The following is a 23548-nucleotide window of genomic DNA, read 5'->3' as shown; positions in this document are numbered from 1 at the left end:
CTTAATGAGACATGATTCGTAATAATATATACTATCCCATTCGATCATTACGAGACCTATTATTAACTAATGTTCCTTCCATGGTGTCCCCTTCAATTCTGAAAATAACCTCTCCATTCATACCATTGTTCATAGATGATTTTTGTAACCATCCTTCTATGGTACTTCTACGTTGGATAATCTCAGGATCATATCTGGCCCCATTGTATTCGCCAACCCTTGCGATGGTGTCACCAAATACAGCCCCTCCAGTGGCAAAATGTGGGATCTTGGGTTTTGTGGCCAATGCACTTACTACCCCTGCAACACCTGCAGCAATGGCCGCAATATTTAAAGGGAAAGGTAGTGCAGCACCCGAAGCCGTTGCTTTGGTTACGGCTTCTGCTCCTTTGGCTGCGGTAACGGTGGCACTAGATGCGGTTTCCGTTGCGGTCAAAGCCAATATACTCGTGATCAATTGAGGTATGGCCTTAAGCATATTTGCAGCAAATGAAAGCCATTGACCCGTGGCTCCTCCAATAGCACCCCCAAGAGTTCCGAATGAGTTGGCCACAGACATAATCTGTTCATTAGTTGAAGGCATCTGTTCTGTGGTCGACTTTAAATCATTCATATGTTGATTAGTCTTTTCGATCTCCTCCTGGTAACTCTTCCACGCATCCAATGTTAGGGCCGATTGTTGTTTTTCTCTTAGTTCTGCAATACGATCTTCAAACCCTTGAAAGAATCCTTTTGGAGTAGTGATCTGAACTTCTTGATTTAGATCAGCATCCATCTCTTTATCCATCTCCTGTTCTAACTGCTTTGATATGGCTTCATTCTCTTCTTTGACCTTCTGAACGGCTGCTGCTCTCTGCTCTACCTCTTTGCCTATTTCCCTATTGATACGTTGTTGTGTCTCTAGCATTCTACGGCTTTGGTCTGCAATACTTTTTTGAACAGACTCAATTTTCATTTCACGATCGACGAGAGCTTGATCATCTTCAATATTGTTATCTCCTTGGTTGGCTTTCTTGTGCTCCAGGGTGAATTCATCTTGTGCCAGTTTAAGTTTCTTATTACCTAGCTCATTTTGTTTCTGAAGTGCTTGGTTAATGAATGATACTCTCTCTTTTGCTGAATATAAATCCTCTGCATTGGCTTTATTTCTAAGTTGTGAAATTTCTCTTTGCAATCGCATTTCCTCGATAGCAAAACTTTGTCGCCGATTTATTAAATCTTCCTCCAGGTCATTCATCCCAATCATAGGTTTGCCATCATCTCCGATTTTAATATTGCCAAATTCATCAACTTGTGTTTTCAAGTCGTCTAGATTTGCCGTGATTTGCCCCTTAGTTTTATCGAATGATTCAGAGGCTACCTTCCAAGCTTTTTTAAAGTCACCTGTCATCATGAGATAAACGGCTTTTCCTAGTTCTCCGATACTATGCTTAATGGGGCCGATCACTGCATTAATGCCATTCATTACTTTTTTAAAAGCAATTTCCCCATCTCTGGTACTTGTGAAGTATTCTGTTAAAGCTGCTACGGCTAACCCCAAAGCAACAACAATCGCACCGATACCCGTAGATATCAATGCGAGTTTTATTCCTTTGAGACTTGTTGAAAAACCCTTTGCGGATGTTCCTGCAGATTTAAAAACGGATGGAAGAGCGGTAAAATCACCTTGAATTACAGAAACAAGGGATTGAACCCCTCCCTTCGCTTCTCCAAATCCATTCTTTACACTGCTACCAAACTCCTTGGTCTTTTCGCTCCCTTTACGAAGTCCAGACATATAAGGCCCCATCTTGGCCTTAAACTCCACTGCTACACTGGTCGTTTTACCTGCCATGGTTCGATTGATTTAAGATGTTTGACAATGATTTACCTGCTTTATTGAGTGTGGCCACACTCTTTGTTTCTTTGGTTTTATCCCAAGGAAAAACAACTCCTTTTTTATCACCACCAATAGCACGTATAGGGTTTGCGATCATGCGGACTTTCTCCCAATCATTTTGAAAACCACGATTACAAGCGTCCAGATCTTCCAGAGTAGCATCATGCCAAAAATAATAGGGATCCAAATGGGAGCAAACCACAGCAATATAGAAAGCATCCATAACCCTAAAGTCTTCCCCATCCCCAATGTCTTCATCAACGACACTTTTTTTTTATCTTCTTTGCCATCGGTAAACTGGAAATCATTCAATAGCTCTGGATTTTCATCCATAAAAGCAATGAACTGATCTAAGTTGAGTAAGAAGGTTTTGTTCTTAGCTCTTAGAGTACAAAACATCAATAGTAGGGTGTCGTAGGTGGTGGTACATTCAGCCACGGACTTCCCTGTCAACTCTTCATACTCTTTGATGGCCATAAAAGAGAACCCCACCTTGTAGGATTCTCCTTGTATTGAAATAATATCGTGCTTCATGATTAAGGTTTGATATGTTCTAGTTCCCCAATCCCTTGCAGACTTAAACTTCCTGTGGCATTCTCCCCATTAGGGAATGAACTGGATAGTTTGACCATGGCTTGACCTCGATAGATACGTCGGGTTTTATCGACCTCTCCCTCTTTGGTGATCCATGCTCCAACGATGGTTGGTTTAACATGTTCTTTTTTCCAATCTTCCAACAGCTCAAACTTGATCACGCTGTTATCTGGATCTTTCTCGTCAATACGTTCCAAATCCACCGATACAGACCAACGCTCACGACCATACTCATAGTTTGCCCCATTACGGTCTAACTTGGTGGTGGTCTCTCTCTGATCGTTATCGTCCGAGATCTCCGCACTGGTTTGTCCTCCGATTGCCTTAAAAGTTTTATCTTCTCCAGATCCCTCCTCAACAAAGATTAAGAAGTCCGATCCACATGCAATAATATTTGCCATAACGTTCTATTTTCTTTAATATATGGGATGGTTTATTGTTCTGGAGAAAGGAGTGGAAGAAAATACCAACTGTTTAAAGTTTGTCCACATTTGATATTTTGATTTTTAACCAACTCCCACAGTTCCGCTCGAGGGAAATACCCAAGATGTTGGATATAGTCTTTAACCATCGCTTGGAATGGTCCTTTCTTTGTTTCTTTACGCTTGTTGATGATATCCACCGTAGCGTTATAGATCTCTTGTTCTTTTAACATACCACCACCTTAAAGTTGATTTTTTGCCCGTAAGTGTCCAGGTTGTATTCGTAATCATCTGTGATGCTGTTACATTGAAGATCTGCAATGGTGCGCCCATTAAACTCTTTTCGTCGTGCCTCCTCCAGTGTTTCATGGATTAACATGGATAATTCCCAGGAATCACTATAAGAGTCAAAGAAAGTGACGAGCTCCACTTGGTATTCCTGATTCTTTTGTGCCATCTTTCCTCTTCCTGGAATAAAGGTGACACGATAACATATTGCTGGTAAATCTTCGGATTGTACTTTGATGGGCTGGATCTCTTCCCCAACAATGCTTTTAATCTTTGGATTGTCAAGTAAGATGGTGCGAATAATATTTCCTATCATAGAAGTTTCTATAATATAGGACAAAAATATACCTTTGTAAGGTTGTAATAGCATAATAGTAATGGAGAAAGATACTCATAAGCCAAAAATGTATTTATTGCAGTTAAATATAAATCTGCAGATAGATCCACAGAAGATTGATTATAAATCATTTTCAAATGATTTGGTTCAGGATTTAAAAAGGTTTAAAAAGAAAATATCTATAAGCGAGTACCCTGTGAATGATTCTGATCCTGCAGATCTAAAACGTATGGTTATTACTGTAGGAGAGCTTTTCAGAATGACATTTTCAAAAATAAGAGTTGAGATATGGACGAAACCTCAAAATGATTTAACACTCAGTTTTTTGAGCAGAATAGTTGAAAAATTTAAAATTAAGAGAGTTGAGGTTGTACGTATTTCTTTTATAGAGAGTGAATATATACTTCCAAAGTTAAAAGATAAGATCCTATCAGATAAGCTGAATCCTAATGATTTTAATGATATCAATCTAAAGTTTAGTCAAAAAGATAAAGAAGAAGATGTAGATATTGTTAAAACAGAATCAATTAATACAAAGTCAATTACGTTAAATAATAAACTAACTTCTGGCTTTATTCTGACCAATAGTCATAGTACTAATAGTGAAATAGATCTTTCCACAAAGAAAAGTTATCGTAATAATCTACATGCTTTTAGTTCTTTGATAGAAAGATTAATTGATAATACAATCTATAGTATAACTAATCTTTACAACTAAATGGCTTGGGTAGATCAGACTGACGATAATTTAGAAAACATTTCAGAGGAATATCGAATTACAGAGACAGAGGATGGTTATAATGTAAACCAAGAAAACGATACAACAGATAACTTTGAAGATGATGCTGTTGCTCGTTTTAATGATCGACTTGATAGTTATGAGACTCGATTTGAAGAGTTTGAGCAGAAATTAAAATCAGCAACACATAAGAGTTTTGAGATAATTGGATTATTTTCTTCTGTAATGGCACTTTTAATTATTAATGTAAATATCGTTAGTTCATCACATTCACTGCCAAGTGCAATTGTTTTGATTATTGGATTAACGTGCTCTGTATCTGTGTTTGCAGGACTAATACACATTTTATTTGGTGCAAATAATATAAACAAATTACTTCTTTTTGCACCTCATTTTATCTTATTATTGCTTTTAATAGGTGCTATATTTATGGATTACAATTTTTATGGTAAAATTCATGATGAAGTAACGAGTAATAATATTGATAGTATTGTTGTGAATAATGTTGAAAGATTCACAGGAGAAAGAATTAATACGATTGTGAAAAAGAATATTTTTGAAGAGAATATATCAACTAAACAGTTAAATAAACTCGAATCGTTTTCTAAGATTGATAAAGATTGGAAAGACAGTATTATTGTTAATAACTTATAGAATTTTTATTTTTTTTAGCTGCTTTTGCATATATTTTTCGAGGCCATCTTGCATATGTTTGGTCATTTGACTTTCTGAAGTACGTCCTTCATTCTTGATGGTGTCGTCCCAGTAACCGAAACCAGGCATCGTTCCACGATTGGCTCCAGTCTCGGTTTTTCGGACCACGGAACCACGGTTCACTAAATAACCGTGGTATCCTTTAAATCGTCCAAAAGAACGAGCTCCTACCTTAGATCGTAATTGGTTTTTTGTCGAAAGAGGAACAAAACCAATCGATTTGGCTAGGTTTCCAGTGACCTTGTGTTTCTTAAGTCTCCCTCTCGCTCCTTGTATAATAGGTTTGGCAGCCAAACGATGTGATTCATTGACTACCTTTTTAATATCTGGATGAACATTCTTCTTTCCTGCTTCATGAAGAAATTTTGCTAGATCATCTAACATTTTTACATCCACACTACTTGATGAAATGGTATTACTCATTGCCCGGTGATTTTAATTTGATGGCTCCTTTAGGTATTTTGGTCCCCTCCAGAATCATAAAATGTTTGCGTGGATCTTTCTCTATACTCTTGATATTGTAGAATTGGTCTTCCATAAGAATGACGAGTTCTTCATTAATAATCTTTCGAAATCGGATCTTAAAACGTATTGTTTGGGATACGGTTTCCAGTTCCCCTCCGATAAGAGTTTCGTTAGATTTTTGATAAAACAATCCACACTTTAAATGAAGTAGGGGAGAATAGACCTCTTTCTCTTCTCCATAACTATTGGATTCCGTCTCTTTCTGAAAGAGCGTAATCGGTGTTCTTAACGTTGTGGCCAACATAAGCAATTACCAATAACAACGAATATAAGGAGAGACCAATCTCTCTACTAAATTTGTCTTTTGCAGTCCCGAAGCGGTATATCCACTTCGTTCCGAATCGTAGAAGTCGGCAGCCTGTACTAAAATAGCCTGTTTTAAAGGTTTTGGAATCTCATTTGAGGGATAACCCACTTCATACGTTATTTGTAGCTTAGAGGGTGTATTTGAAGGCAAAGAGGCAAACTTCAAGATAAAACCGTTATACCTTTCTGTAAGTTCATAAACCACAGAAACGGTTTCCCATTCTTGATTATCTGGGTTGATTGCCTTCACTCCTTGAATAGAAACTAATGGCGCAATAGGAAAATAGAAGGTATTCCCTTTTTCTAGGTCAATTTCTTGGATTATCTCTTTATGCTGAATATGACCATTAATCATATTCTCAATGGCCTCAACAGCCGTTCCCAAAAACGTCTCCAGTAATAGATTATCGTCTGTATATTCTTCCTCAACGTTTAATTGTTGTTTTAATTCGGAAAGTGTTATCCCTCTATCACCAATGAATTGCGAGTGTTTTCCTGTAAAAACTTGTATCATCCTTTTCGATAATATAGTACATAAAATCTTAGGGATTTCTGGGTAGATAAAAATTAAGGGACTATAATAAAAATATGTTCAGCAATTTAAAATTTATGTTATGGAATATAAAGATGAAAAAAAGTCTTTAATCTTGAGTGATAAAGAAACGATTGTTATAGTTGGAGGGGGCGTTATATTACTCGTAGTAATTTTCAAGTTTGCACCAGAATTGGCAAAGAATTTTGTTTTATTGCTCTTGGGTCATTTTGGTGGTACCAGATCAAATAACAAAGAAAGGAAGATACCTTAGTGGGGTTATCTTCCTTTAGATTCCTTTTTACCCTTCGATATGAGTACTCTTGACAAATGCAGCATTGTTTCTTACTGCCATATTTGCAAGGCGGTTTACTGTGATTTCTGTTTCACCATTCTTTTGATAAGTGTATGGGTTGATTAGAACTTCCAATCCTGACCATAAGCCGACCCACATTTCACTCCATGCACCATAAAGAAGTCGTTTATCTTTGGCTGCATCTTTGAATAGTGAGGTGTAGAAAGATCCAACACCCTCCCAGTTTAGGCCCACACCATTCTGTTTTCCAATCTCAAGTAGTCGTCTTCCAGAACCTTCATCAAATTTGATGGCTTTCCCTTTGAAGAATAAATTTCTACTCATGGCAAAAGCTCCAGGGAGTTCCACCTCTGACATTAACTTATTAAATCCAGCTTCGTCAAATGCTGCTGTAACCTCTCTTGCTGCAGCTTTCGCCTTAGCAAAAACATCCTCTGTAATTTTACGATCACAAGCCTTGTACATATCATTAAGCAAAGCCGCATGAACAGCAGGGTTTTCTTGTGAAAGAAGTTCCTGAGACCATTTATCACTCACGCCATAACGAATAGGTGATAATGTTACAGATTCTGGTTTATTGATTCCTTGTGTGATTGCTTCTCCTTCATTTTTGGTTTCTGCTGTTGCTGCTGATGCCTTACTTAGTTTCAAAACACCGTGAACACCTTCTAAGATGGTACACCCCATCATTCGATATAGCGGTTCTGGTGCAATAATGCTTAATCCTGTTTGAACTACATCTAATGTTCCAGCGTGGTTTCCTGTGTTGTGTGCTCTGGCATGAGTAGGAATTAAAAGTCCTTTGGCCTCTGGGCAATTTCTTTGAAGCTCTTGGTGTGTCTCTGCTTCTAATCCCGTCAAAGCATCACAAGATGCATTACGTGAATATTCTCGGATAGCTTTCGAAACATCATATTGATGGTTGTTTCGGTTATATGACGGAGATTTTGAACGTTTCGGTTTCTTTTTTTCGTCATCATCATCTTCTTCGTCATCATCATCTGTACCTTCTTCTCCTTTTCCTCTTTTGTGTGGGAGATAAGAGCGTGAAAAAGTGTTGACCTCTTCCATGCGTTCGATCTTCTTGTTTAAAGAACGAACTTGATTTCGCAAATTATCATATTGTGTCTCTTCTTCTTCTGAGAAATCACGGTTCTCTTTTTCCGAACGCTTTAGAAGGTTTTCAAGCTCTTCTGTCTTTTGCGCTCTTTCAATCTTTAGTTCATCAATTTTCATTGCTAAATAGTTTAAGAAATTCTACTTCTCTTTTTCGTTGTTTTAATAATATAGAGGAGGTTTTTCGTTGTTTTCCTTCCTGCTCAAACTGGAACTCTTTAGAACGTGCATTTACTTGGGTGTCTGCATAGGCTCCATCAATGACAATGGAGATATCCCATAACTTTAAGATATCTGTCACCTTTCTTACTTCAATCTCTTCGCTACGATCTACCGTTATCCCTTTTTCTGCAATAGAGAAGATGAACGAACTTTCGTAATAATCCCCTCTGGAGACCATCTCATAAATATCATTTCCTAGTGTGGTGTTCGGTACTTTGATACGATATTTCAATCCCTTTTCATCCACACTAAGTTCTAAGGTTCCAGATATTGTTCTTCCTAACATCTTACTTCGACAATGATCTACAGTGGCCAAACAGTTTAGTCCAGTATCTTGAAGAATATTGTCGAAAGCTCCAGGGGCAATCTCTTCATAAAACACGTCCCCCCATTCTCGGAGTAGCTTGGAACGATGATTGAAAATAGAGGCATACCCTTCGATATATCTTTCCCCGTTTTCGCCCTCCTCAGATCGTACCTGGATACGTTCTTTGATGTTGCGCTTTAGTGTATACTTGTCCATATTATTCTTTGATTTTGGATTTGTCTTTCAATAAAGGGTTGTACTGCTCGTAAAGTTCCAGTGGGATATATTGAGCCTGTACATAATGATATTGAGCCCATTTTGACGAAACAGGTCTATTTCCTAGCCTTTTGGCCCCCTCTTCTGGAGTCAATAATCCATTAACCACTTGTTCTTTTACAGCCCTTACTTTTTTCGTATAGTCCATCTCTAAAAGGACAGAACTATCAAACTCGATATGAGTGCCATTGATGATCTCTTTCTTTGTTAAAAGCTTTCTTTCAATTTCACTCTTATAGATCTTTGCAATCGGCCCCATGGTGTTGGTGGCAAAGTTTAAAGTCATCTGTTCGATATCCAGTTTTTCCGCACTTCCATCAATCATATACATGGGAACCCCATAAGCTGCAGCAATCTCTTCACGGGTATACTTAAGCGTTCCTAAAAGTTGAGCATCTGCAAACTGCATAGCCAATTTAGTGATCTTGGTATGTGGTGGTAGATGAATTATCTTTCCTGCATTTTGTGGCCCTGTAAAGTTTGATTTGAATTCGTCTTTCCCCTCTTTAATCATCTTTGCAGCTGGTCCCGAAAGTTGTCCAGGTAGTTCACTCTCTAAAGCCATGGGAGAGGTCGCATTGTTCTTGTAAAAGTTGTCAATAGTGGATGACGCTCTCTCATTGATTCGTGTCTCTTTCTGCAAGGCAATCAATGGTGAAAGACCAAACAATCCATCTTCCGACAATCCTCTAAAGTGGAGTATATTGTTCGAATGAACCGTATAACTACGACTATCATTCTCTTTTTGTATCTTGTAGATAATTCCATTTTTCACGATACGAGCTTCAATAATCTGTAACGGATGAATGATCTTTATCTCCGTGGGATAGGAGGAGTTCTTATCTCTAAATACTTGAGCGTACCCATTGCCGTATTGGTTACGATGGTATTCAATGGTAGACCAAAACTGTTGGGCATTCTGCAAAGGGTTGGGCGCATATCGAAGGAGGTAAAAAAGGCGGTGGTTTCGATCTTCCACGTCTGCACTTCCTTCTTCTTTCTTGATGAGAATAGGCATCCTGGAGAAGTGTTCACTAAGGCGACTATGGCAAGTGAACACCGTACTTATTCTACTGGGATCATCTGTCACCCCATTCTCTTCAATCTTTTGTACATCTGCGCCCACTACATAGTTAACGGCACGTTTCGCTCCAGAGAAAATATTTGTAAATCCACTAAAAAAACTCATTCCTTTTCATTAATATAGGAGTCAAAAATACTTTTCACGATATCACTATTGTTCTCCAGGTATGCTCCAATTGCCATGGCCAAACTTACCGCACCATCGACAGAGTCTTGAGATTGGTTTTTCATGATCTTAATATTCCCATTCCCGTCTTTATAGATGACAATATTTCGAAACATCCACCTCAACACGGGATTATCTGAAAGGTCGATGGACTGTTCAAAGATGCATTTCTCAATATACCTCAACGGGAAATTGAAGTATACCGTCGTTTGACTAAAATTTCTACAGTATAGCCCTTCGTCCATCTCCAGCGTAGGGATGATAAATCCAGAGTTCCACTTGTCATAGTTTATTTGGGTAACCTCAAAGATGGTGTTCCAATACTTGATCCTTTCGACAATAAGATTTTGATCAATGGTTTTGGTAGGGTGTTCAATGACATAGCCCTCTTCTATCCAATCCAAGATATTGATTCCGTTTTGTCGGACTCTCTTCTCTTCGTTTTGTGGAAAGTAGAACTCTGGTATCACTTTCAAACGTTGGGTTTCGGGATCTTCGAATATAATAACCAATGAGGCCAGATCTCTTGTGGCTGCAAGGTCTATTCCAATGAAGGCTGGAATACGCTCTTTGGGTAGTTGAACCGCATTAAAACAAGGTTTATAATCGTCGTCTGGTATCCATGTGTTGGGTTGGTCGACATAACGATTTAAGTTCTTTGTGATAAAATTGAACTTCTCTGTAATGGTGTTCTTTGCTTTTTTCCACTCTGCCTCCAAATCTTTTAAGTTGATGGTCACTCCGATATTGGGATTCGCTTTAATCCACACAGAGGAATCCTCCACATTATCGTCATCATCCAAACAAAACAGCGCATAGAAGGTAATGTCGTCTTCTGCGTTTCCCTCCAGGACACGACGGCCAAGGTCAACCATCTTGTAAAAAGGATACTCTTTATTGAACCCTGCAGTACTGGTAATAATTCCCAAAGGGTTCGCACGGCTCAATGTTCCAGACTTCATTACATTAAAGAAATCGAGTGTCTTATGGGCGTGCATTTCATCCAGGATATAGACGTATGGGTTTAATGAATCGTTGGCATCTGGTTTGTTGGCCAACACTTTCATTAAGCCTCTACGCTTAGGATATAGGATTTGATATTGCTGTACTTTTAAACGCCTTCTAAGCGATAGAGATTCGCCAATGATACTCTTTACATATTTCAATCCTTGCCCTGCTTGTTCTTTGGTGGTAGCACACAGATAGGCTTCTGGGTCTTTCTCTCTATCATACATGGTCATGTAGAGTTCAATCCCAACAGAGAAGACCGTTTTACCAGATTTACGGGCGGTATAAAGCACCGCATAACGATATCGACGGCGACCATCATCAAAGAACCATCCAAAGATCTCATACAACATCCAAGCCTGGTATGGAGAAAGAATAAACTGAGCGTATTCGCTCCCTTTCTTTATACGAAGAAAAGAGAAGAACTCATATACCCGACGAACGGCGTTTTCATCGAAATAGATATCTTCTCTTTCTCTATCCTGTTGGCTTCTTTGTACTGCCAAATAGATCCATACACTGGTTACAATTCGACCTTCTAGTACATCATGGATATATTGATCTGCATCCTTAAGCGTTTTAGATATGTATTGATCAATCGTTAAAGCCATCGTCGTGTTCCTGCTCTATTTTTAGTTCGTTCCTATCAAAAGGACTTAACCCAAGTTTTTTAGATATAAGGTTAATGTGTTTGATCTGATCATTGTATATTGATGCTAGATGATTCTTCTGTTTGATCGTTTGGTTCTTGTCGACAAAGACCGTTTCCCCCTCAATGACCATCTTCCAGTATGTCCGATCCCTCAACGCTTCACACATAACCAAAGATTCGATTAACATGTCATCCTCCACCATATAGCGATTGGCCTTTTTAAGAATTCGCTTATAACTGGAGAACCTCTTCACCATTCTATTGATATGGAATTCATGTTTTTGAACCTCGATTCCTAGCTCATTAAATAGCTGTAATATCTCTTGTTTGCGTAATGACATGTTAACATTTTTTTTATGCCGTTTTTTTAAGGGACAGATTTATAACTCCTTTCTGATTCCTAGTGTCTTAGAGTATTTACCCCCCCCTAGGTAAAACCTAGACAAAAAAGAGAGGGGCTTATGGGGTTGTGGTTAGGAGATTAGACCAATCCTTTCATGTATACCCCCCTACGTTCTGGAAATATCTTTTCTGCTGAATTCCAGGACAATGAGGATTTAATCAACTCTTGAGGGAACATCTGGTATCTTGGATACTCTTTGTACCTCTTCAAAATATACTGGTGCTTATGCTTTAGTTTATCGTTGAAAGAGCGGTGTTCATGTGCTTTATCGTGGCAAAAACGACACAATCCCATAAGGTTTTCAATGTAATCTTTGTCTTTAGATCCACCCATTCCACGAGCTTCTAAGTGATGAACATCGGCTGCAGGTCTTCCACACCACTCACATCCGATATAATCCTGCTCTCCATAGTCGAAGTGATTCATATAAATCTTAGTGTGCTTCTTCATCTTCTTGGCCTTTAATGTCTACTGTTAAAGAGTACTCCTCAATGTTCTTATCTGTGATGGCATCCTGTTCAATCCATAGATAAGATTCAATCACAACATACTTATGTGATTCGTCCATGAGCTTCTCTTGAATCTGTTTGGCCATACTATGATCTATCAGTTTACAACCATACATATGACGCTCTACATCCATACGTACCACAGCAAACCGATCATTCAGAGTATGGATCTTAATACTGTTGATATTCTCCTTCTTAAGAATCAATAACTCTTTATCCGTTGATAGAGAGGGTTGTTCTGTTACTGTAGGTGCTTCTTGTGCTGCTGCTTTATCCTTTGCTGTTGTCTGCTTTGCCATATTGTTTTCTTTAATATAGATATGTTCAACGCTGCTTTAACTCTTCCATGATCTGCTTACCACTCTTGATTAGTTTCGATCTATTACGGTGGCGTTGGTCTTCTCCAGTCTTATGTCTGTGGTGCCAATGACAAAGCGTCTGTAGGTTATTCCAATCTAAGGATAACGAAGCGTCATCACATACAGGGATAATATGATCTACCACATTCCCTTCTCTTACAATACCACGCTTCTCACAACGTACACATATAGGGTGTTCCTGGATAAAAGCATTACGAAGTGTACGCCATGCCTTCGATACGTAAAACCCTTGTTGGCTCTCTTTGGTCCATCCTCTCTTCTGTCTCTCTTTCTGTTTGGGCTTAATATATTTCTCTCTATACATCTTGCACCAGATAGGCTCTTCACTATGTTTCATAACCTCTTTTAAGAATATAGGAGGATGACAGGAACAACCAGGAGGGCCACGAATACGTTGTTCTATGAAGTAAATACAATCCGTATAGATAAGAACAGTTAGTAAAAAGGTACGATATCCCACTTCATCTATATTGGAAATAGTGGCTTTTTTATCACCTTTGTTACCATTCTGTATTATTTCAGTGCTGTTAGTAGAAGGCTCTTGTTTGGAGTGATCCTCTACTTCGCATTGATCTATCTCTAAGGTGGACAAAGAATCATCGCACACAGTAGATAACTCACCCCATTTTGTGCGAATTAATTGGGAGAGTGTCTCTACTGGATTCTTTTGTCCTACCTTTTGAAATATCTTATCTAGTTGACTTTTCTTTCTTGTCCGAGTCTTGCTGTCCCAATCCTCCCAACTTCGGGCATCTCTACATTCTACGTAGGTTAATCGCTCTTTTGGTGTTAACTGTTTGGTATCGATATCACGGGGTAGTAGTACGAGCAATTGAACTTTATTTACTAATACCTCTCCGAGTATCGAGATGTTATATGGATTTAAAAGATCTGATAAAACCAGGTCGTCACCTGATTTGATAATGCCAAACTGATCTAACCAACGGGTTCGCATGACCTTAATCTCTACACGTAAACGGTTCTTTTCTCCCGTCATCCCTTGTAATCCTTTGTCGTAGATCTTAAGATTAAACTCGCTGAATTCGGCAATGTACCCAATACGTACATTACGACGGTTCAGTTTATCAAATCCTCTATTGCTTATGCTTACCAGGTACTTTTGAAAGCTCTGGGCGTTCATTCCAGGAGGGAGTAATATGTTTACCCCAAACTCAAGGTTTATGATCTTACTCTTGGTTGGGTCTACCTTGTAACGATCGGTTATATCGTCAATGGTAGCCTTAACTTTATCAATAGAGAAATCATCGTGATTCTGGAAACCTCCATTATGGTACTTGTGGAGGCTTCCTTGAAAGTAGTGTTTTGTATTGTGGTACTTATTCGGTTGTTTGATGAAATAGCATCCTTGTTCCTTTGCAGTGCTTGGAAGTGGCAATACCTCACCCGTTAGCTCGGAATGTGATCCGATACTATCAAGTGAGGCAAACCCTTTCTTTGAATCTAGGGCCAGTTCTATTTTACAACCGTCATACAATTATAACTTACTTCAACTTTATCAAATAATGTGGGTCTTTGTTCTTCTGGAGTAGAGTGTAAAGCATCTACAATCACCGTCTTTTGTACGGAAACAATAGCGAAGCAAACATCTGGATAGTCACGTTCTAATGCTTCTTCCAACTGATCGTATGCATCGGTTAAATCTTTGGCCTGTACCAGGACATTATGGTGGTAGGTCTTTTTCTCTTCCTGGAGACGAATTTTCGCTTTGAACCATACGTCATGTTCTGATCTTACAAACATTGAAATATTGATACGTCGAATGGCTCTTACTGAGATCATCTCTTTATCCAGAGCTCTTTCACTTAGATAGCGTGAGATAAAACACTCCACATCACTAAAGTTCATGGCGTCGATAACATAAGAGTCTAAAGCCTTCTTTGTGTGTCCTTTTTCGTCCACCATTTCATAGCGGACCTTTGTCTCAAATAACTCTACCATGGTTTAGTTGTTTTCGGTTAACTGTTCAAATTGTCTATTGCTATAACCTGCACTTTGAATCCAAACAAATGGTTTGAATAGGTTGTGATTTTGTCTCTTGATATGTTCTTTTGCATCTTCATGGGTTAGAAAGATGGCTTTGATCTCTTCCGTGAAGAACTTGGTTATCTCCAGAGGTTGTTCCATATCTAGCTTTGAAGTGTTGAAGTGACGCTCTTCTTCATCTTTGGCCATGTCTACATATCCATAAATAGGAGGATATTCCAATCTATTGGTATGGTTGTAGATATGAACGACACCTTCACAATAGTTAAGCACTAATTGACATACATAGTAGATGGGCATCTTTGTTCCTTGGTTCACACCTTCTTTAAGCTCTTTGGCTCTGGTCTTTAATACGTGTCTTAGTTGAATCATTGATATGTTTTCCATATTAAAATAGTGTTAGATTTAGAGATGGTATCCACCCCTTTTTTATAAATAAATTGATTGTGTTTCTCTCCAGTTCTCTTTTATTGAAAGTCGTAGCATATCGGATACACATCTTCTCTATCTCTTTGGCCTCTGAAAGATTGGCTTTGTTCCAGAACTTCCAATGACTTCCATCGATACAGCGAAAACGATACACTTCAATCACCAAAGCATTCACTTTATGAGATCGCATCCTCTTAATGATCTTTGCATGTAAGCATCGGATCTTTTTCGCTTCTTCCTGGCTATTCTCCTCTTCAATGAACAGGGACTCTTCCAACTCTTCAATATCTACCTTTTGAGACTGTTGTCCCTCTTGATTCGAGGTTCGTTCACCTAGTATCCTTGTCCTAAATTGTCCAGAGGTAGAGAACGCATTCACTCTAAGCATATGCAGTACATACTTATCTAGTTCTCTGGTTGGCTTTCCATTTACAATCATGGAAGTTTCCGCCTCATACAAGTTGTAGAGTAGTTCTTTGGGTTTATCCAATAGGTTCATGATCACATTCTGTAAGAGGTCATCTTCCCATCCTACAAAGTGATGTTCATGAGATAACTGGACCGCTCGATCTCTCCAGTTAGGATATCTAAAAGAGATATATGCCTCGATATGTTGAAAGGAGCTCATAGGATACAGTTACAAAAGAATTAAGTGATCATACTTTCCATCTCTTCCAGAATCCGCCCATACTGTTTCATGGTCGGTTCCTGGAGAAAGTATCTTATTTTAGGTGCATGCTTATACCAGTGGGTAATGATGCAGTTGTGGCGTAAATCCACTATAATACGAAACAGTGGCTCTCTATACTCTTTAATGAGTGGGTGAGAGGTCGCATTCATCGTATGAGTAATTTTAACATGGCTATCTCTTTATCGACCACCTCTTGCTTATGTGCTGGAATGGTCATCATTCCGTCCATATCGTAAACCGATAGGTCGTCATGATCCACAAACACACTGGTATCATCATCAAAGATGAAGTGAATACAATCTTTAGTGATCGTCATTTCGTATGGTAGCCCTTTTTTAGTCGTTTTCATGGTGGTTTATTTTATTGGTTAAAAGCAATGATTCGACAACTCTCGATATATTTGTCAATGTCTGCACGTTTGTAGACGATTCGTTTTCCAAGTTTGTAGTAAGTGAGAACACCATTTTCTCTCCATCTTCTGAAAAGATCTTTACTCCCAAAACCTAAATAGGTAATTGCCTCTTCTAGGCTTAACCATTTCTTTGTATTGATATCACAAAAAATAGTAGTGACTTTTTTTTCTGAAACTGGTATTGTATGCATGATATATTAATTTAGGATAGTTTGTAAGTATTCTATGAATAGCGATGCTTTATAGGAGTCTTTCCGTTCTCTCAATAAGTGAGATCTCATTGAGAAGTAGTTCTTTCGCTCGACATCTTACTTCACGAGAGTTCTTTGTATTGCTTCGGTAGTTTAAAGCATTAAAGATCGTCTGGCGTGACATCTTAGGAAGGAATTCATTTCTAAGTACTTTATGGTGTTTTCTGCCGAGGCTGATTTGTACGGGGTTGGTCATTTGCAAGTTTTTATAAGTTGTTAATAGATCAAAAAATGAATTTTGCTATCTTTACTAAAGTAAAATATGATAACACAAATATATAGAGTTATCTCAATATTTAAAAGAAAATAATAGAGAAATGTCTATAATTAAAAATAGAATTATACAATATCTTGATTTTAAAGGTGTTCCAAAGTCTGATTTTTACAAGATGACAGGGGCTTCTAATGGGGTATTGTCTCAAAAGAGTGGAATATCAGAAGATAATATATTGAGATTTCTCAATTCATATAGGGATGTTAGTGTCGAGTGGTTAATTACAGGCGAGGGGGATATGATTAGAAATGAGAAGGATTCTAGCCACTATAAAGTGGCACCATTAGGTAAAAGCATACCGTTATTACCAGTAAATGCATCTGGAGGGTATCTGGATGACTTTGTGGCCCAAGTTACCGATGCGGATTGTGAAACCATGTTGTCACCAATTCATGATGTCGATTTCGGGATTACTGTTGTTGGAAATAGTATGGAACCTCTTTATCCGAATGGATCAAAGATTCTTATCAAGAAGATCAACGAAAAAGCATTTATCGAATGGGGTAAAGTGTTTGTCCTGGATACAACAAACGGTATCGTAGTAAAGCAACTTAAGCCATCCAAGAAGGACGGGGTTATTACTTGTGTCTCTTTTAATGAGAATTACCCAGCTTTTGATGTGTCCATGGAGGATATCTTTGGTATCTATAAAGTGATGATGGTGATGAGTATGGTGTAAATTATAAGGCTACAACCTTATAATAGCTCAATATAAGGTTGTAGCCTTATAATTCACGTAGTGAATGTAAAATAAGATTATAGAATAACTTAAACCAATATATACTAATGAAAAAACTAACTGTTCTCCTTTTAGTAGTCTTCTGTTCGTATTTCTCTTATTCACAGTCCTTATATAAAGGATTCGAATATAACATGTCGAAGAAGGCAGCATATAAAGAATTTAAATTGCATAAATCCGATTACACAAACATTCAATTAGGGAATGGTGTAAATTGGCGTATGTACAAACAGAATCTTCACATATACAATAACCTTCTTAAGGGAATTATTTTAGTTCCTAAAGGTTCGGCATTTGGATTATCTAGCTCCAGCGGAGAGGTTTACCTAAATAATACATTTAAATTTTTGGTGAATAAAGGATATAAAGTGTGGTTTCAGCCTGATAATTGGAATATTCCTATTTTGTTTGATCAACATAGTAAATATGGAACTGTTCTTATTCATCCTGATAAAACTACGTCTGTAGAGCTTCGTCCTAAATTTCTTCCTGCAACTAATAATTATACGGTAATGTTAGTGATCAATAACTATGAGAACTTTATAAGTGGTGTCGATACAGAATTTGAAAATGCAAAAAAGAAACAGGATAATACTGGATTTTGATTCTAGGGATGGTAATATGTATAAGTTCTGTGTGTCAAAAGGAGTGCATATTAAGGTTTTCTAGATGACTTTGTAGAGCTGATTGTATATGTTGATTGTGAAACAATGCATTGTTCAATTGATGATAATCTTTGTCAGTGCTTACCAAATTCAATAAGTTGCAGTGTCAGATTAAAAAAATAAAGAGTATTAGATTTCGTTTGATATCATCTAGGATGAAATAGAATGGAGGAATTTAAATCATTAGATGACAATGAACAAACTATTCAATGTCATGATGAAGGTAACGAACATGGTCTATCTACAATTAAGAATGTTACTTTATGAGGTGAAGATCTTGGATATTTGAACCTTGGGATCGATGGAATATATTCACTTGGCGAATATTTCTCAGATAAAATAAATTATGTCTGTCACTCCGTTCCAATTTTAAGGAAAAAATGAAATGTTAAAGTTTTGCATTATCGAACACTTGGCTAAATAACTTTGTTTATAATATACTAATACATTTTTGATTCTTACAATCTGTTTATATATCTAGCTATATTGATATTTAATATATATGATAAAGTTGGTAAACTAATGAGGTACGCAATCATATCTATTAAAGTTTTTATACGGAGAATTGGATAAGAAAAACTTGATGTAAGAAAGAGTGTTTTTAAAATTAACAATTTATTAGTTCAAAATATTGGATATAATATATACTTTTAATTAATTAATTGAAAGAAACTAACTTTTTTGGATACTAAAAATAGTTACGATTTAATGAATTTACTATTATGAAAGAATTGCCAATTGAAAAGTGCCCTATTGTACAAGTATTTATTGATATAAGATTCGAACTTATAGATAATAAGACTGCCAATGAAGTCGTAGGAAAATTAATGCCTGTGATTTCATCAACCTACAATCAGTTTGAAGCTTTACCAATTAATAACATTCCAGAAAATGTAAGAAGGAAAGATCCAAATCTTCAGTATAAACCATTATTTAAACTTTTTAATAATAACAGTTCTGTCCAAATAGGTTCTGATATCATAATTCTTGATATAATAGGATCTTATAAGGGATGGGATGATTTAAAAAGTAGATTTGACTTAATCTACAAAGAAATTACTCCTATGATTAAGACAAATACAAGAATAGGAATGCGTTATGTTAATTTAATTGAACATAGATCAGTTGAGTATAATATTTTTGATGACCTTAGTTTGCAAATCTCAACAAAAGATTTTGAGATCGATTTAAGTAACTCTTTTTATCGAAATACTTTCTTATATGAAGGATTTAATTGCAATCTTAGCTTAGCGAATAAAGTTAATTTTGAAAGTAAAAACTTATCGAAGAATGGTTCTTTAATTGACATTGATATTTTTAATCAGAGTGATATAGAACCTTCTAAAGTTTCCACTTTACTTAATCAAATGCATGAGGTAGAGAAGAAACTCTTTTATAAGCTTATTACAGATGATCTATTTGCAAGATTTCAAACACTATAAATTATGTTCGAAAACACTCCAATAACCACCACAACAACATTAACAGGTTTATTATGTTTCAGTAATATATGTTCTGCTGATACTAATCAAGAAAAATGGAAGGATTATGCAAATATAAGTTTGCCCCAGATAGAGATATTTCAACCTGTAGAAAATGACATTTCAGGTATTACAAATATATACCTTGAGAATTTTAAAGAAGAATCGACTGATCTTTATAATAGATTAAGTGACATCAAAAAACTTGAATCTAATTGGGATGGATACGGGGCTGTTAAATTTAATCCGAAAGTTATATCTAACGCTATTGATTTAATAAAGAGCTTACCTTCTTTAGATCTGGTAGAAATTACTCCATTTTCGCACGGAACAATCGGATTCGACTGGGAGCTTGAGAATGGTGAGATTAATCTAGAAATTGGGATGTCAGAAATCAACATTGTTTTTGATGACTTTGAAAAAGGTTATTCAGATAAATCATTCACTATTGAAGAATCATTTGATAATGAACTTAGATCTATACTTATCGAAAAAATTAATATTTTTAATGCCTAATATAGTTCCATCAGAAGAAACCGTGTTAAGACTTATTTTTTCTCCTTATCACTATAGTAGTAAGAACAAAATCAAATATCAATGCCTGATGCCTCCTAAAGATACGAATGAAGTTTCAGTAAATAGACAAAGACTATTTGATTCAGATATTGAAAAACGAATAATTCAAGAGATGTCTAGTGACCATAAAAAAATAGTAGGTAAACTTCCTATTACTGTTAAGGTTATTAATGAAAATCAAGCAGAGGTCATAATAAGTCCGTTATTTAATAATAAATCACATGCTGATATTATCTATAATTTTGAAGTCAAAGAAGGTGTTCCTATGCCTTCGGATATCAAAGTTATAGCAAAAAAGATCTTAAAGGAATCGGGGCCTAATTTTATTGTATACTAAATAAGCGAAACCATATTTCGTGCAAAAATAGTGCAAATTTCCAATGTGTAGCTAAGTAGTATCTTGGTTATCTGTTTTTTAAGTGCAAACGCCTTCATCTCTGGGGGGCGTGGGGTCGGAAGTTCGAATCTTCTCATCCCGACATAAGTAAAATAAAGGAATTATAAGATGAGTTCTTATAATTCCTTTTTGTTTTAAAGGGAACCTCTCAAAATTAGTTTTTTTGTTTGATCCTATATGTTCGGTAAATTTGAGAAACCTCACATATAATAGTGTGTATTTTTAATTATTGATAATCAGTGCATTACATTTCATTATTTAAAGTGTAGACACAGTTATTTTACCATTAACTTTAATCTTATAATTTGTTCATACCTAAACAAGTTGTATGTGAGGTTGATTAGCCCAATAATTGTACTTGATCTTTCAAATCCAATACACCTCATTTGCAAATTTCCCATACTATTTTCCATAAAACCAAACACATGCTCAACTCTTGCTCTTGTTTTTGATTTTTCTTTATTATTTTCCTTTTGCTGGTCAGTTAAAGGTTTATTTCTTACTCCTTTCTCATTTACATTATTCTCCATTTTACTTTCGTCTATAAGCTTATCACATCGTTCTCCTGTATAAGCACTATCAGCATAGAATTTACAATCTTGATCTGTATCATCTCCAATGAGTAAATCTAATGCTTTTGAGTCATGAACTTCAGCACTTGAAGAAGTATAATCTGTAATCAATTTACTATCACTGTCTATTTTGATATGATTCTTATAGCCAAAATGTTTTTCATTACGTTTTTTCGCCCAACGTGCATTTACATCTTTCTGACGAAGTTTATTCTTATTTGAATGCCATTCCTTTGGAGCACAGTTGTTTTCTTTGATATATTCATTCTCTTTTTTGCTATTTCTTTGTCTTGGAACTTCCACAAAACTAGCATCAACAATTTTACCTTCAGAAACAAGCAAACCCTCATTATTTAATACATGATGAAACTGTTCAAAAAGTTCTCTTTCTAAATCTAGAACTGAAAGTCTTTCTCTAAATCGCCAAATTGTTTTTTCGTCTGGTATAGAACTACTCCGAACTAAACCTAAGAATTGACTAAATGAATGCCTATCAATAATCTGATATTCTGTTTGAAAATCACTAAGATTATAATAGCGTTGTAGTATCAAAATCTTAAACATCATAATAGGACAGTAAGCTGGAGCACCAGCATTACTTTTGCGATCTTTTTCATATACCTTTTCTAAGATGGGGAGAAATAACTCCCAATCGATAACCTGATTTAAACGATATAAAGGATCTCCCATTTCTTGAAGCTTCTCTAGCCTAAAAACGTCATCAAATAATGAATCGTTAGTGATATTCTTGTAGTTCATATTTATAAAGATCACTTTTTTAGTATAAGAATTACAATGTAATATGTTAAATATCAGTTAAATAATTATGAGAGCCCCCCTAAAGTGATAGTGGGAATTAATTATCCCAGAAAGTACCTTCTTCTTTAATTTGACTTTCTTTATTCTCTAATTCATTCAAGAGTTTATCAACGATAAGCGGATTCTTATCGGCGACATTGATACGTTCACCAAGATCTTGTTCTACTTGAAATAGTAAAGGTTTATCTTTGGATGCAGTAAAACCATAGTTGTTTTTCGTTTGTGATCCTATTCTTATATGAAGCTTCCAAGGCCCTTGTCTAATTGCTGATGGATTATTTCGTGTGTAGTTATATAGGAAATTAAAGGGTTTAACGAATTTCTTCCCAAACAGTAGAGGGGTGATGTCTCTACCATCAATTGTTCTATCTTTTGGTAACGGTACACCTGTTATTGAAAATATGGTTGGCAAAATATCTAGAGTACTTACTGGTACTTGCTCATTATGATGTTTTTTGATCTTTGCAGGCCAACTAATCATACCTAACACACGATGTCCTCCTTCCCACGTTGAACCTTTGCCATCTCTAAATGGTGTTGCGTAACCTACCTGAAGTCTTGTGTCTCCATATTTAGATTTAGTTTCGGTTTCAAACTTAATCCATGGACCATTGTCAGAGGATATAATCACAATGGTATTTTCACGAATATGTTTACGTTCTAAGGTTTTGAGTATTTCGCCTATGGAAAAGTCTAACTCCTCCATAACATCACCTAATGTACCTCTTCGAGAGTGCCCTTTAAATTTATCGCTTACCCAAAGCCCAAGGTGGGGCATATTATATGCGACATAAGCAAAGAATGGTGATTTATGGTTTTTCTCAATAAATCTAATTGCCTCTTTTGTGCAAATTCCTGTTAATGATTCTGCTACCTTTTGATGATGTCTTACAGAATCACTAATAACCTCATAGCCGACAGCAGGTTTGTTGCCATTCTTTTGACTTTTAATTAACATTGAGTTCTCATAGTCATGAGAGACATTTGTTCCGATCCATGAGTCAAAACCATGTGCTAAAGGTAGAGCATCTGGGGTGAAATTGTTTGCTTTGTTAGGAGTACCAAGATGCCATTTGCCAAACATGGCTGTTTTATAACCTATAGACTTTAGTCCCTCAGCTATCGTAATCTCTTTGGGGTGAATATATTGTTTGGTTTTTGGATTAATCACCCAACTACCTAGACCAGACCTACCAGGATAGCGTCCAGTTAATAGTGAATATCTTGATGCAGTACAGGCTGCTGTAGGGACATAGAACTGTGTAAAGTTTATGCCACTATCTTTTAATGTTGAAAGATTTGGTGTTTTAATTGTTGGATTACCATTATGTTCATAATCACCATAACCACTGTCATCAAGAAAAATCATTACGACATTGGGTGATTTTTTTTGTGCTTTCACATTATGACCAGCCATAAGAAAGGCCAGACATATAACGAATTTCAAAAAGAGTGTGTTTTTCA

General features: G+C 36.5%; 33 protein-coding genes. 8 read left to right on the top strand and 25 right to left on the bottom strand.

Annotation, left to right across the window (positions count from 1 at the left end):
* Positions 1–31: 31 nt before the first annotated feature.
* From K5X82_07405 to K5X82_07380, 6 genes are read right to left on the bottom strand one after another with little or no spacing between them, the layout of a single operon-like run.
* Positions 32–1834 carry a hypothetical protein gene (locus K5X82_07405; GenBank protein QZT38717.1) on the bottom strand — a complete coding sequence of 601 codons (1803 nt, stop codon included), beginning with the start codon at positions 1832–1834 and terminating at the stop codon, positions 32–34.
* Positions 1824–1976 carry a hypothetical protein gene (locus K5X82_07400; protein ID QZT38716.1) on the bottom strand — a complete coding sequence of 51 codons (153 nt, stop codon included), beginning with the start codon at positions 1974–1976 and terminating at the stop codon, positions 1824–1826. The genes K5X82_07405 and K5X82_07400 overlap by 11 nt, the downstream gene beginning before the upstream one ends.
* On the bottom strand, positions 1973–2413 hold the full coding sequence (locus K5X82_07395; protein QZT38715.1) for a hypothetical protein: 441 nt from the start codon (positions 2411–2413) through the stop codon (positions 1973–1975). Before K5X82_07395 ends, K5X82_07400 begins: the two co-directional genes overlap by 4 nt.
* Before the next feature lie 2 nt (positions 2414–2415).
* The gene (locus K5X82_07390) at positions 2416–2874 is read right to left on the bottom strand and encodes a phage tail protein (GenBank protein QZT38714.1); all 459 of its coding nucleotides are present in this window, start codon (positions 2872–2874) and stop codon (positions 2416–2418) included.
* Positions 2875–2906: 32 nt separating this feature from the next.
* Positions 2907–3128, bottom strand: coding sequence for a hypothetical protein (locus tag K5X82_07385; protein ID QZT38713.1), 222 nt, complete (start codon positions 3126–3128; stop codon positions 2907–2909).
* Positions 3122–3499, bottom strand: coding sequence for a hypothetical protein (locus tag K5X82_07380; protein QZT38712.1), 378 nt, complete (start codon positions 3497–3499; stop codon positions 3122–3124). The genes K5X82_07385 and K5X82_07380 overlap by 7 nt, the downstream gene beginning before the upstream one ends.
* 61 nt (positions 3500–3560) lie before the next feature.
* Between K5X82_07380 and K5X82_07375 the strand changes: the two genes are divergently transcribed.
* Positions 3561–4238, top strand: a complete 678-nt coding sequence (locus K5X82_07375; GenBank protein QZT38711.1) for a hypothetical protein — start codon at positions 3561–3563, stop codon at positions 4236–4238.
* Positions 4239–4913 (top strand): hypothetical protein, encoded by a 675-nt coding sequence (locus K5X82_07370; protein ID QZT38710.1) that lies wholly within the window; start codon positions 4239–4241, stop codon positions 4911–4913.
* Here the strand turns inward: K5X82_07370 and K5X82_07365 are convergent.
* From K5X82_07365 to K5X82_07355, 3 genes are read right to left on the bottom strand one after another with little or no spacing between them, the layout of a single operon-like run.
* On the bottom strand, positions 4908–5396 hold the full coding sequence (locus K5X82_07365; protein QZT38709.1) for a hypothetical protein: 489 nt from the start codon (positions 5394–5396) through the stop codon (positions 4908–4910). The two genes, K5X82_07370 and K5X82_07365, sit on opposite strands and share 6 nt — an antisense overlap.
* On the bottom strand, positions 5389–5742 hold the full coding sequence (locus K5X82_07360; protein QZT38708.1) for a phage head closure protein: 354 nt from the start codon (positions 5740–5742) through the stop codon (positions 5389–5391). Before K5X82_07360 ends, K5X82_07365 begins: the two co-directional genes overlap by 8 nt.
* A gap of 6 nt (positions 5743–5748) precedes the next feature.
* Entirely contained in the window at positions 5749–6318 is a 570-nt protein-coding gene (locus K5X82_07355) for a phage gp6-like head-tail connector protein (GenBank protein QZT38707.1), read from the bottom strand.
* 100 nt (positions 6319–6418) lie between these two features.
* Here K5X82_07355 and K5X82_07350 point away from each other — a divergent pair, with 100 nt between their 5' ends.
* A complete protein-coding gene (locus tag K5X82_07350; protein ID QZT38706.1) occupies positions 6419–6610 on the top strand; it encodes a hypothetical protein in 192 nt (63 codons plus the stop codon).
* Positions 6611–6637: 27 nt separating this feature from the next.
* Here the strand turns inward: K5X82_07350 and K5X82_07345 are convergent, their stop codons facing one another.
* The 14 genes from K5X82_07345 to K5X82_07280 all read right to left on the bottom strand — a co-directional run bounded on the left by K5X82_07345 (position 6638) and on the right by K5X82_07280 (position 16757).
* Positions 6638–7888: a hypothetical protein gene (locus tag K5X82_07345; protein QZT38705.1), complete on the bottom strand. Its 1251-nt coding sequence runs from the start codon at positions 7886–7888 to the stop codon at positions 6638–6640.
* Positions 7878–8513, bottom strand: coding sequence for an HK97 family phage prohead protease (locus tag K5X82_07340; GenBank protein ID QZT38704.1), 636 nt, complete (start codon positions 8511–8513; stop codon positions 7878–7880). Before K5X82_07340 ends, K5X82_07345 begins: the two co-directional genes overlap by 11 nt.
* A 1-nt stretch (position 8514) precedes the next feature.
* Entirely contained in the window at positions 8515–9762 is a 1248-nt protein-coding gene (locus tag K5X82_07335; GenBank protein ID QZT38703.1) for a phage portal protein, read from the bottom strand.
* Positions 9759–11441 (bottom strand): hypothetical protein, encoded by a 1683-nt coding sequence (locus tag K5X82_07330; GenBank protein ID QZT38702.1) that lies wholly within the window; start codon positions 11439–11441, stop codon positions 9759–9761. The genes K5X82_07335 and K5X82_07330 overlap by 4 nt, the downstream gene beginning before the upstream one ends.
* Positions 11425–11823, bottom strand: a complete 399-nt coding sequence (locus tag K5X82_07325) for a P27 family phage terminase small subunit (protein ID QZT38701.1) — start codon at positions 11821–11823, stop codon at positions 11425–11427. Before K5X82_07325 ends, K5X82_07330 begins: the two co-directional genes overlap by 17 nt.
* Positions 11824–11963: 140 nt before the next feature.
* Positions 11964–12335, bottom strand: a complete 372-nt coding sequence (locus tag K5X82_07320; GenBank protein QZT38700.1) for an HNH endonuclease — start codon at positions 12333–12335, stop codon at positions 11964–11966.
* The gene (locus K5X82_07315) at positions 12319–12693 is read right to left on the bottom strand and encodes a hypothetical protein (GenBank protein ID QZT38699.1); all 375 of its coding nucleotides are present in this window, start codon (positions 12691–12693) and stop codon (positions 12319–12321) included. Before K5X82_07315 ends, K5X82_07320 begins: the two co-directional genes overlap by 17 nt.
* A 25-nt stretch (positions 12694–12718) precedes the next feature.
* Complete coding sequence (locus K5X82_07310) at positions 12719–14269, bottom strand: HNH endonuclease (GenBank protein ID QZT38698.1); 1551 nt, start codon at positions 14267–14269, stop codon at positions 12719–12721.
* On the bottom strand, positions 14248–14733 hold the full coding sequence (locus K5X82_07305) for a DUF4494 domain-containing protein (GenBank protein QZT38697.1): 486 nt from the start codon (positions 14731–14733) through the stop codon (positions 14248–14250). Before K5X82_07305 ends, K5X82_07310 begins: the two co-directional genes overlap by 22 nt.
* Before the next feature lie 3 nt (positions 14734–14736).
* A complete protein-coding gene (locus tag K5X82_07300; protein ID QZT38696.1) occupies positions 14737–15150 on the bottom strand; it encodes a hypothetical protein in 414 nt (137 codons plus the stop codon).
* Between the two features lie 16 nt (positions 15151–15166).
* Positions 15167–15835, bottom strand: coding sequence for a hypothetical protein (locus K5X82_07295; GenBank protein ID QZT38695.1), 669 nt, complete (start codon positions 15833–15835; stop codon positions 15167–15169).
* 208 nt (positions 15836–16043) lie between these two features.
* Positions 16044–16247: a hypothetical protein gene (locus K5X82_07290; GenBank protein QZT38694.1), complete on the bottom strand. Its 204-nt coding sequence runs from the start codon at positions 16245–16247 to the stop codon at positions 16044–16046.
* 11 nt (positions 16248–16258) lie between these two features.
* The gene (locus K5X82_07285) at positions 16259–16501 is read right to left on the bottom strand and encodes a helix-turn-helix domain-containing protein (protein QZT38693.1); all 243 of its coding nucleotides are present in this window, start codon (positions 16499–16501) and stop codon (positions 16259–16261) included.
* 49 nt (positions 16502–16550) lie between these two features.
* Positions 16551–16757 carry a hypothetical protein gene (locus K5X82_07280; GenBank protein QZT38692.1) on the bottom strand — a complete coding sequence of 69 codons (207 nt, stop codon included), beginning with the start codon at positions 16755–16757 and terminating at the stop codon, positions 16551–16553.
* A 121-nt stretch (positions 16758–16878) separates the two neighbouring features.
* On the opposite strand from K5X82_07280, the gene K5X82_07275 reads away from it, so the two are divergent.
* The 5 genes from K5X82_07275 (at position 16879) to K5X82_07255 (ending at position 20633) form a co-directional block, all read left to right on the top strand.
* Entirely contained in the window at positions 16879–17514 is a 636-nt protein-coding gene (locus K5X82_07275; GenBank protein ID QZT38691.1) for a hypothetical protein, read from the top strand.
* 107 nt (positions 17515–17621) lie between these two features.
* The gene (locus K5X82_07270) at positions 17622–18179 is read left to right on the top strand and encodes a hypothetical protein (GenBank protein ID QZT38690.1); all 558 of its coding nucleotides are present in this window, start codon (positions 17622–17624) and stop codon (positions 18177–18179) included.
* A 782-nt stretch (positions 18180–18961) separates the two neighbouring features.
* Complete coding sequence (locus tag K5X82_07265; protein QZT38689.1) at positions 18962–19681, top strand: TIGR04255 family protein; 720 nt, start codon at positions 18962–18964, stop codon at positions 19679–19681.
* 3 nt (positions 19682–19684) lie between these two features.
* Positions 19685–20236 carry a hypothetical protein gene (locus tag K5X82_07260; protein QZT38688.1) on the top strand — a complete coding sequence of 184 codons (552 nt, stop codon included), beginning with the start codon at positions 19685–19687 and terminating at the stop codon, positions 20234–20236.
* Positions 20229–20633 carry a hypothetical protein gene (locus K5X82_07255; GenBank protein QZT38687.1) on the top strand — a complete coding sequence of 135 codons (405 nt, stop codon included), beginning with the start codon at positions 20229–20231 and terminating at the stop codon, positions 20631–20633. The genes K5X82_07260 and K5X82_07255 overlap by 8 nt, the downstream gene beginning before the upstream one ends.
* 335 nt (positions 20634–20968) lie before the next feature.
* Here K5X82_07255 and K5X82_07250 read toward each other — a convergent pair whose 3' ends face one another.
* Both K5X82_07250 and K5X82_07245 read right to left on the bottom strand, forming a co-directional pair.
* Positions 20969–22024: an IS5 family transposase gene (locus K5X82_07250; protein ID QZT38686.1), complete on the bottom strand. Its 1056-nt coding sequence runs from the start codon at positions 22022–22024 to the stop codon at positions 20969–20971.
* A gap of 97 nt (positions 22025–22121) precedes the next feature.
* On the bottom strand, positions 22122–23531 hold the full coding sequence (locus K5X82_07245; protein QZT38685.1) for a sulfatase: 1410 nt from the start codon (positions 23529–23531) through the stop codon (positions 22122–22124).
* Positions 23532–23548: the final 17 nt, after the last annotated feature.

Source organism: Prolixibacteraceae bacterium, assembly GCA_019856515.1.
Classification (GTDB): domain Bacteria; phylum Bacteroidota; class Bacteroidia; order Bacteroidales; family Prolixibacteraceae; genus Halosquirtibacter; species Halosquirtibacter xylanolyticus.
The sequence above is the reverse complement of the archived record's forward strand: the minus strand, read 5'-3'. Positions and strand labels throughout refer to the sequence as shown.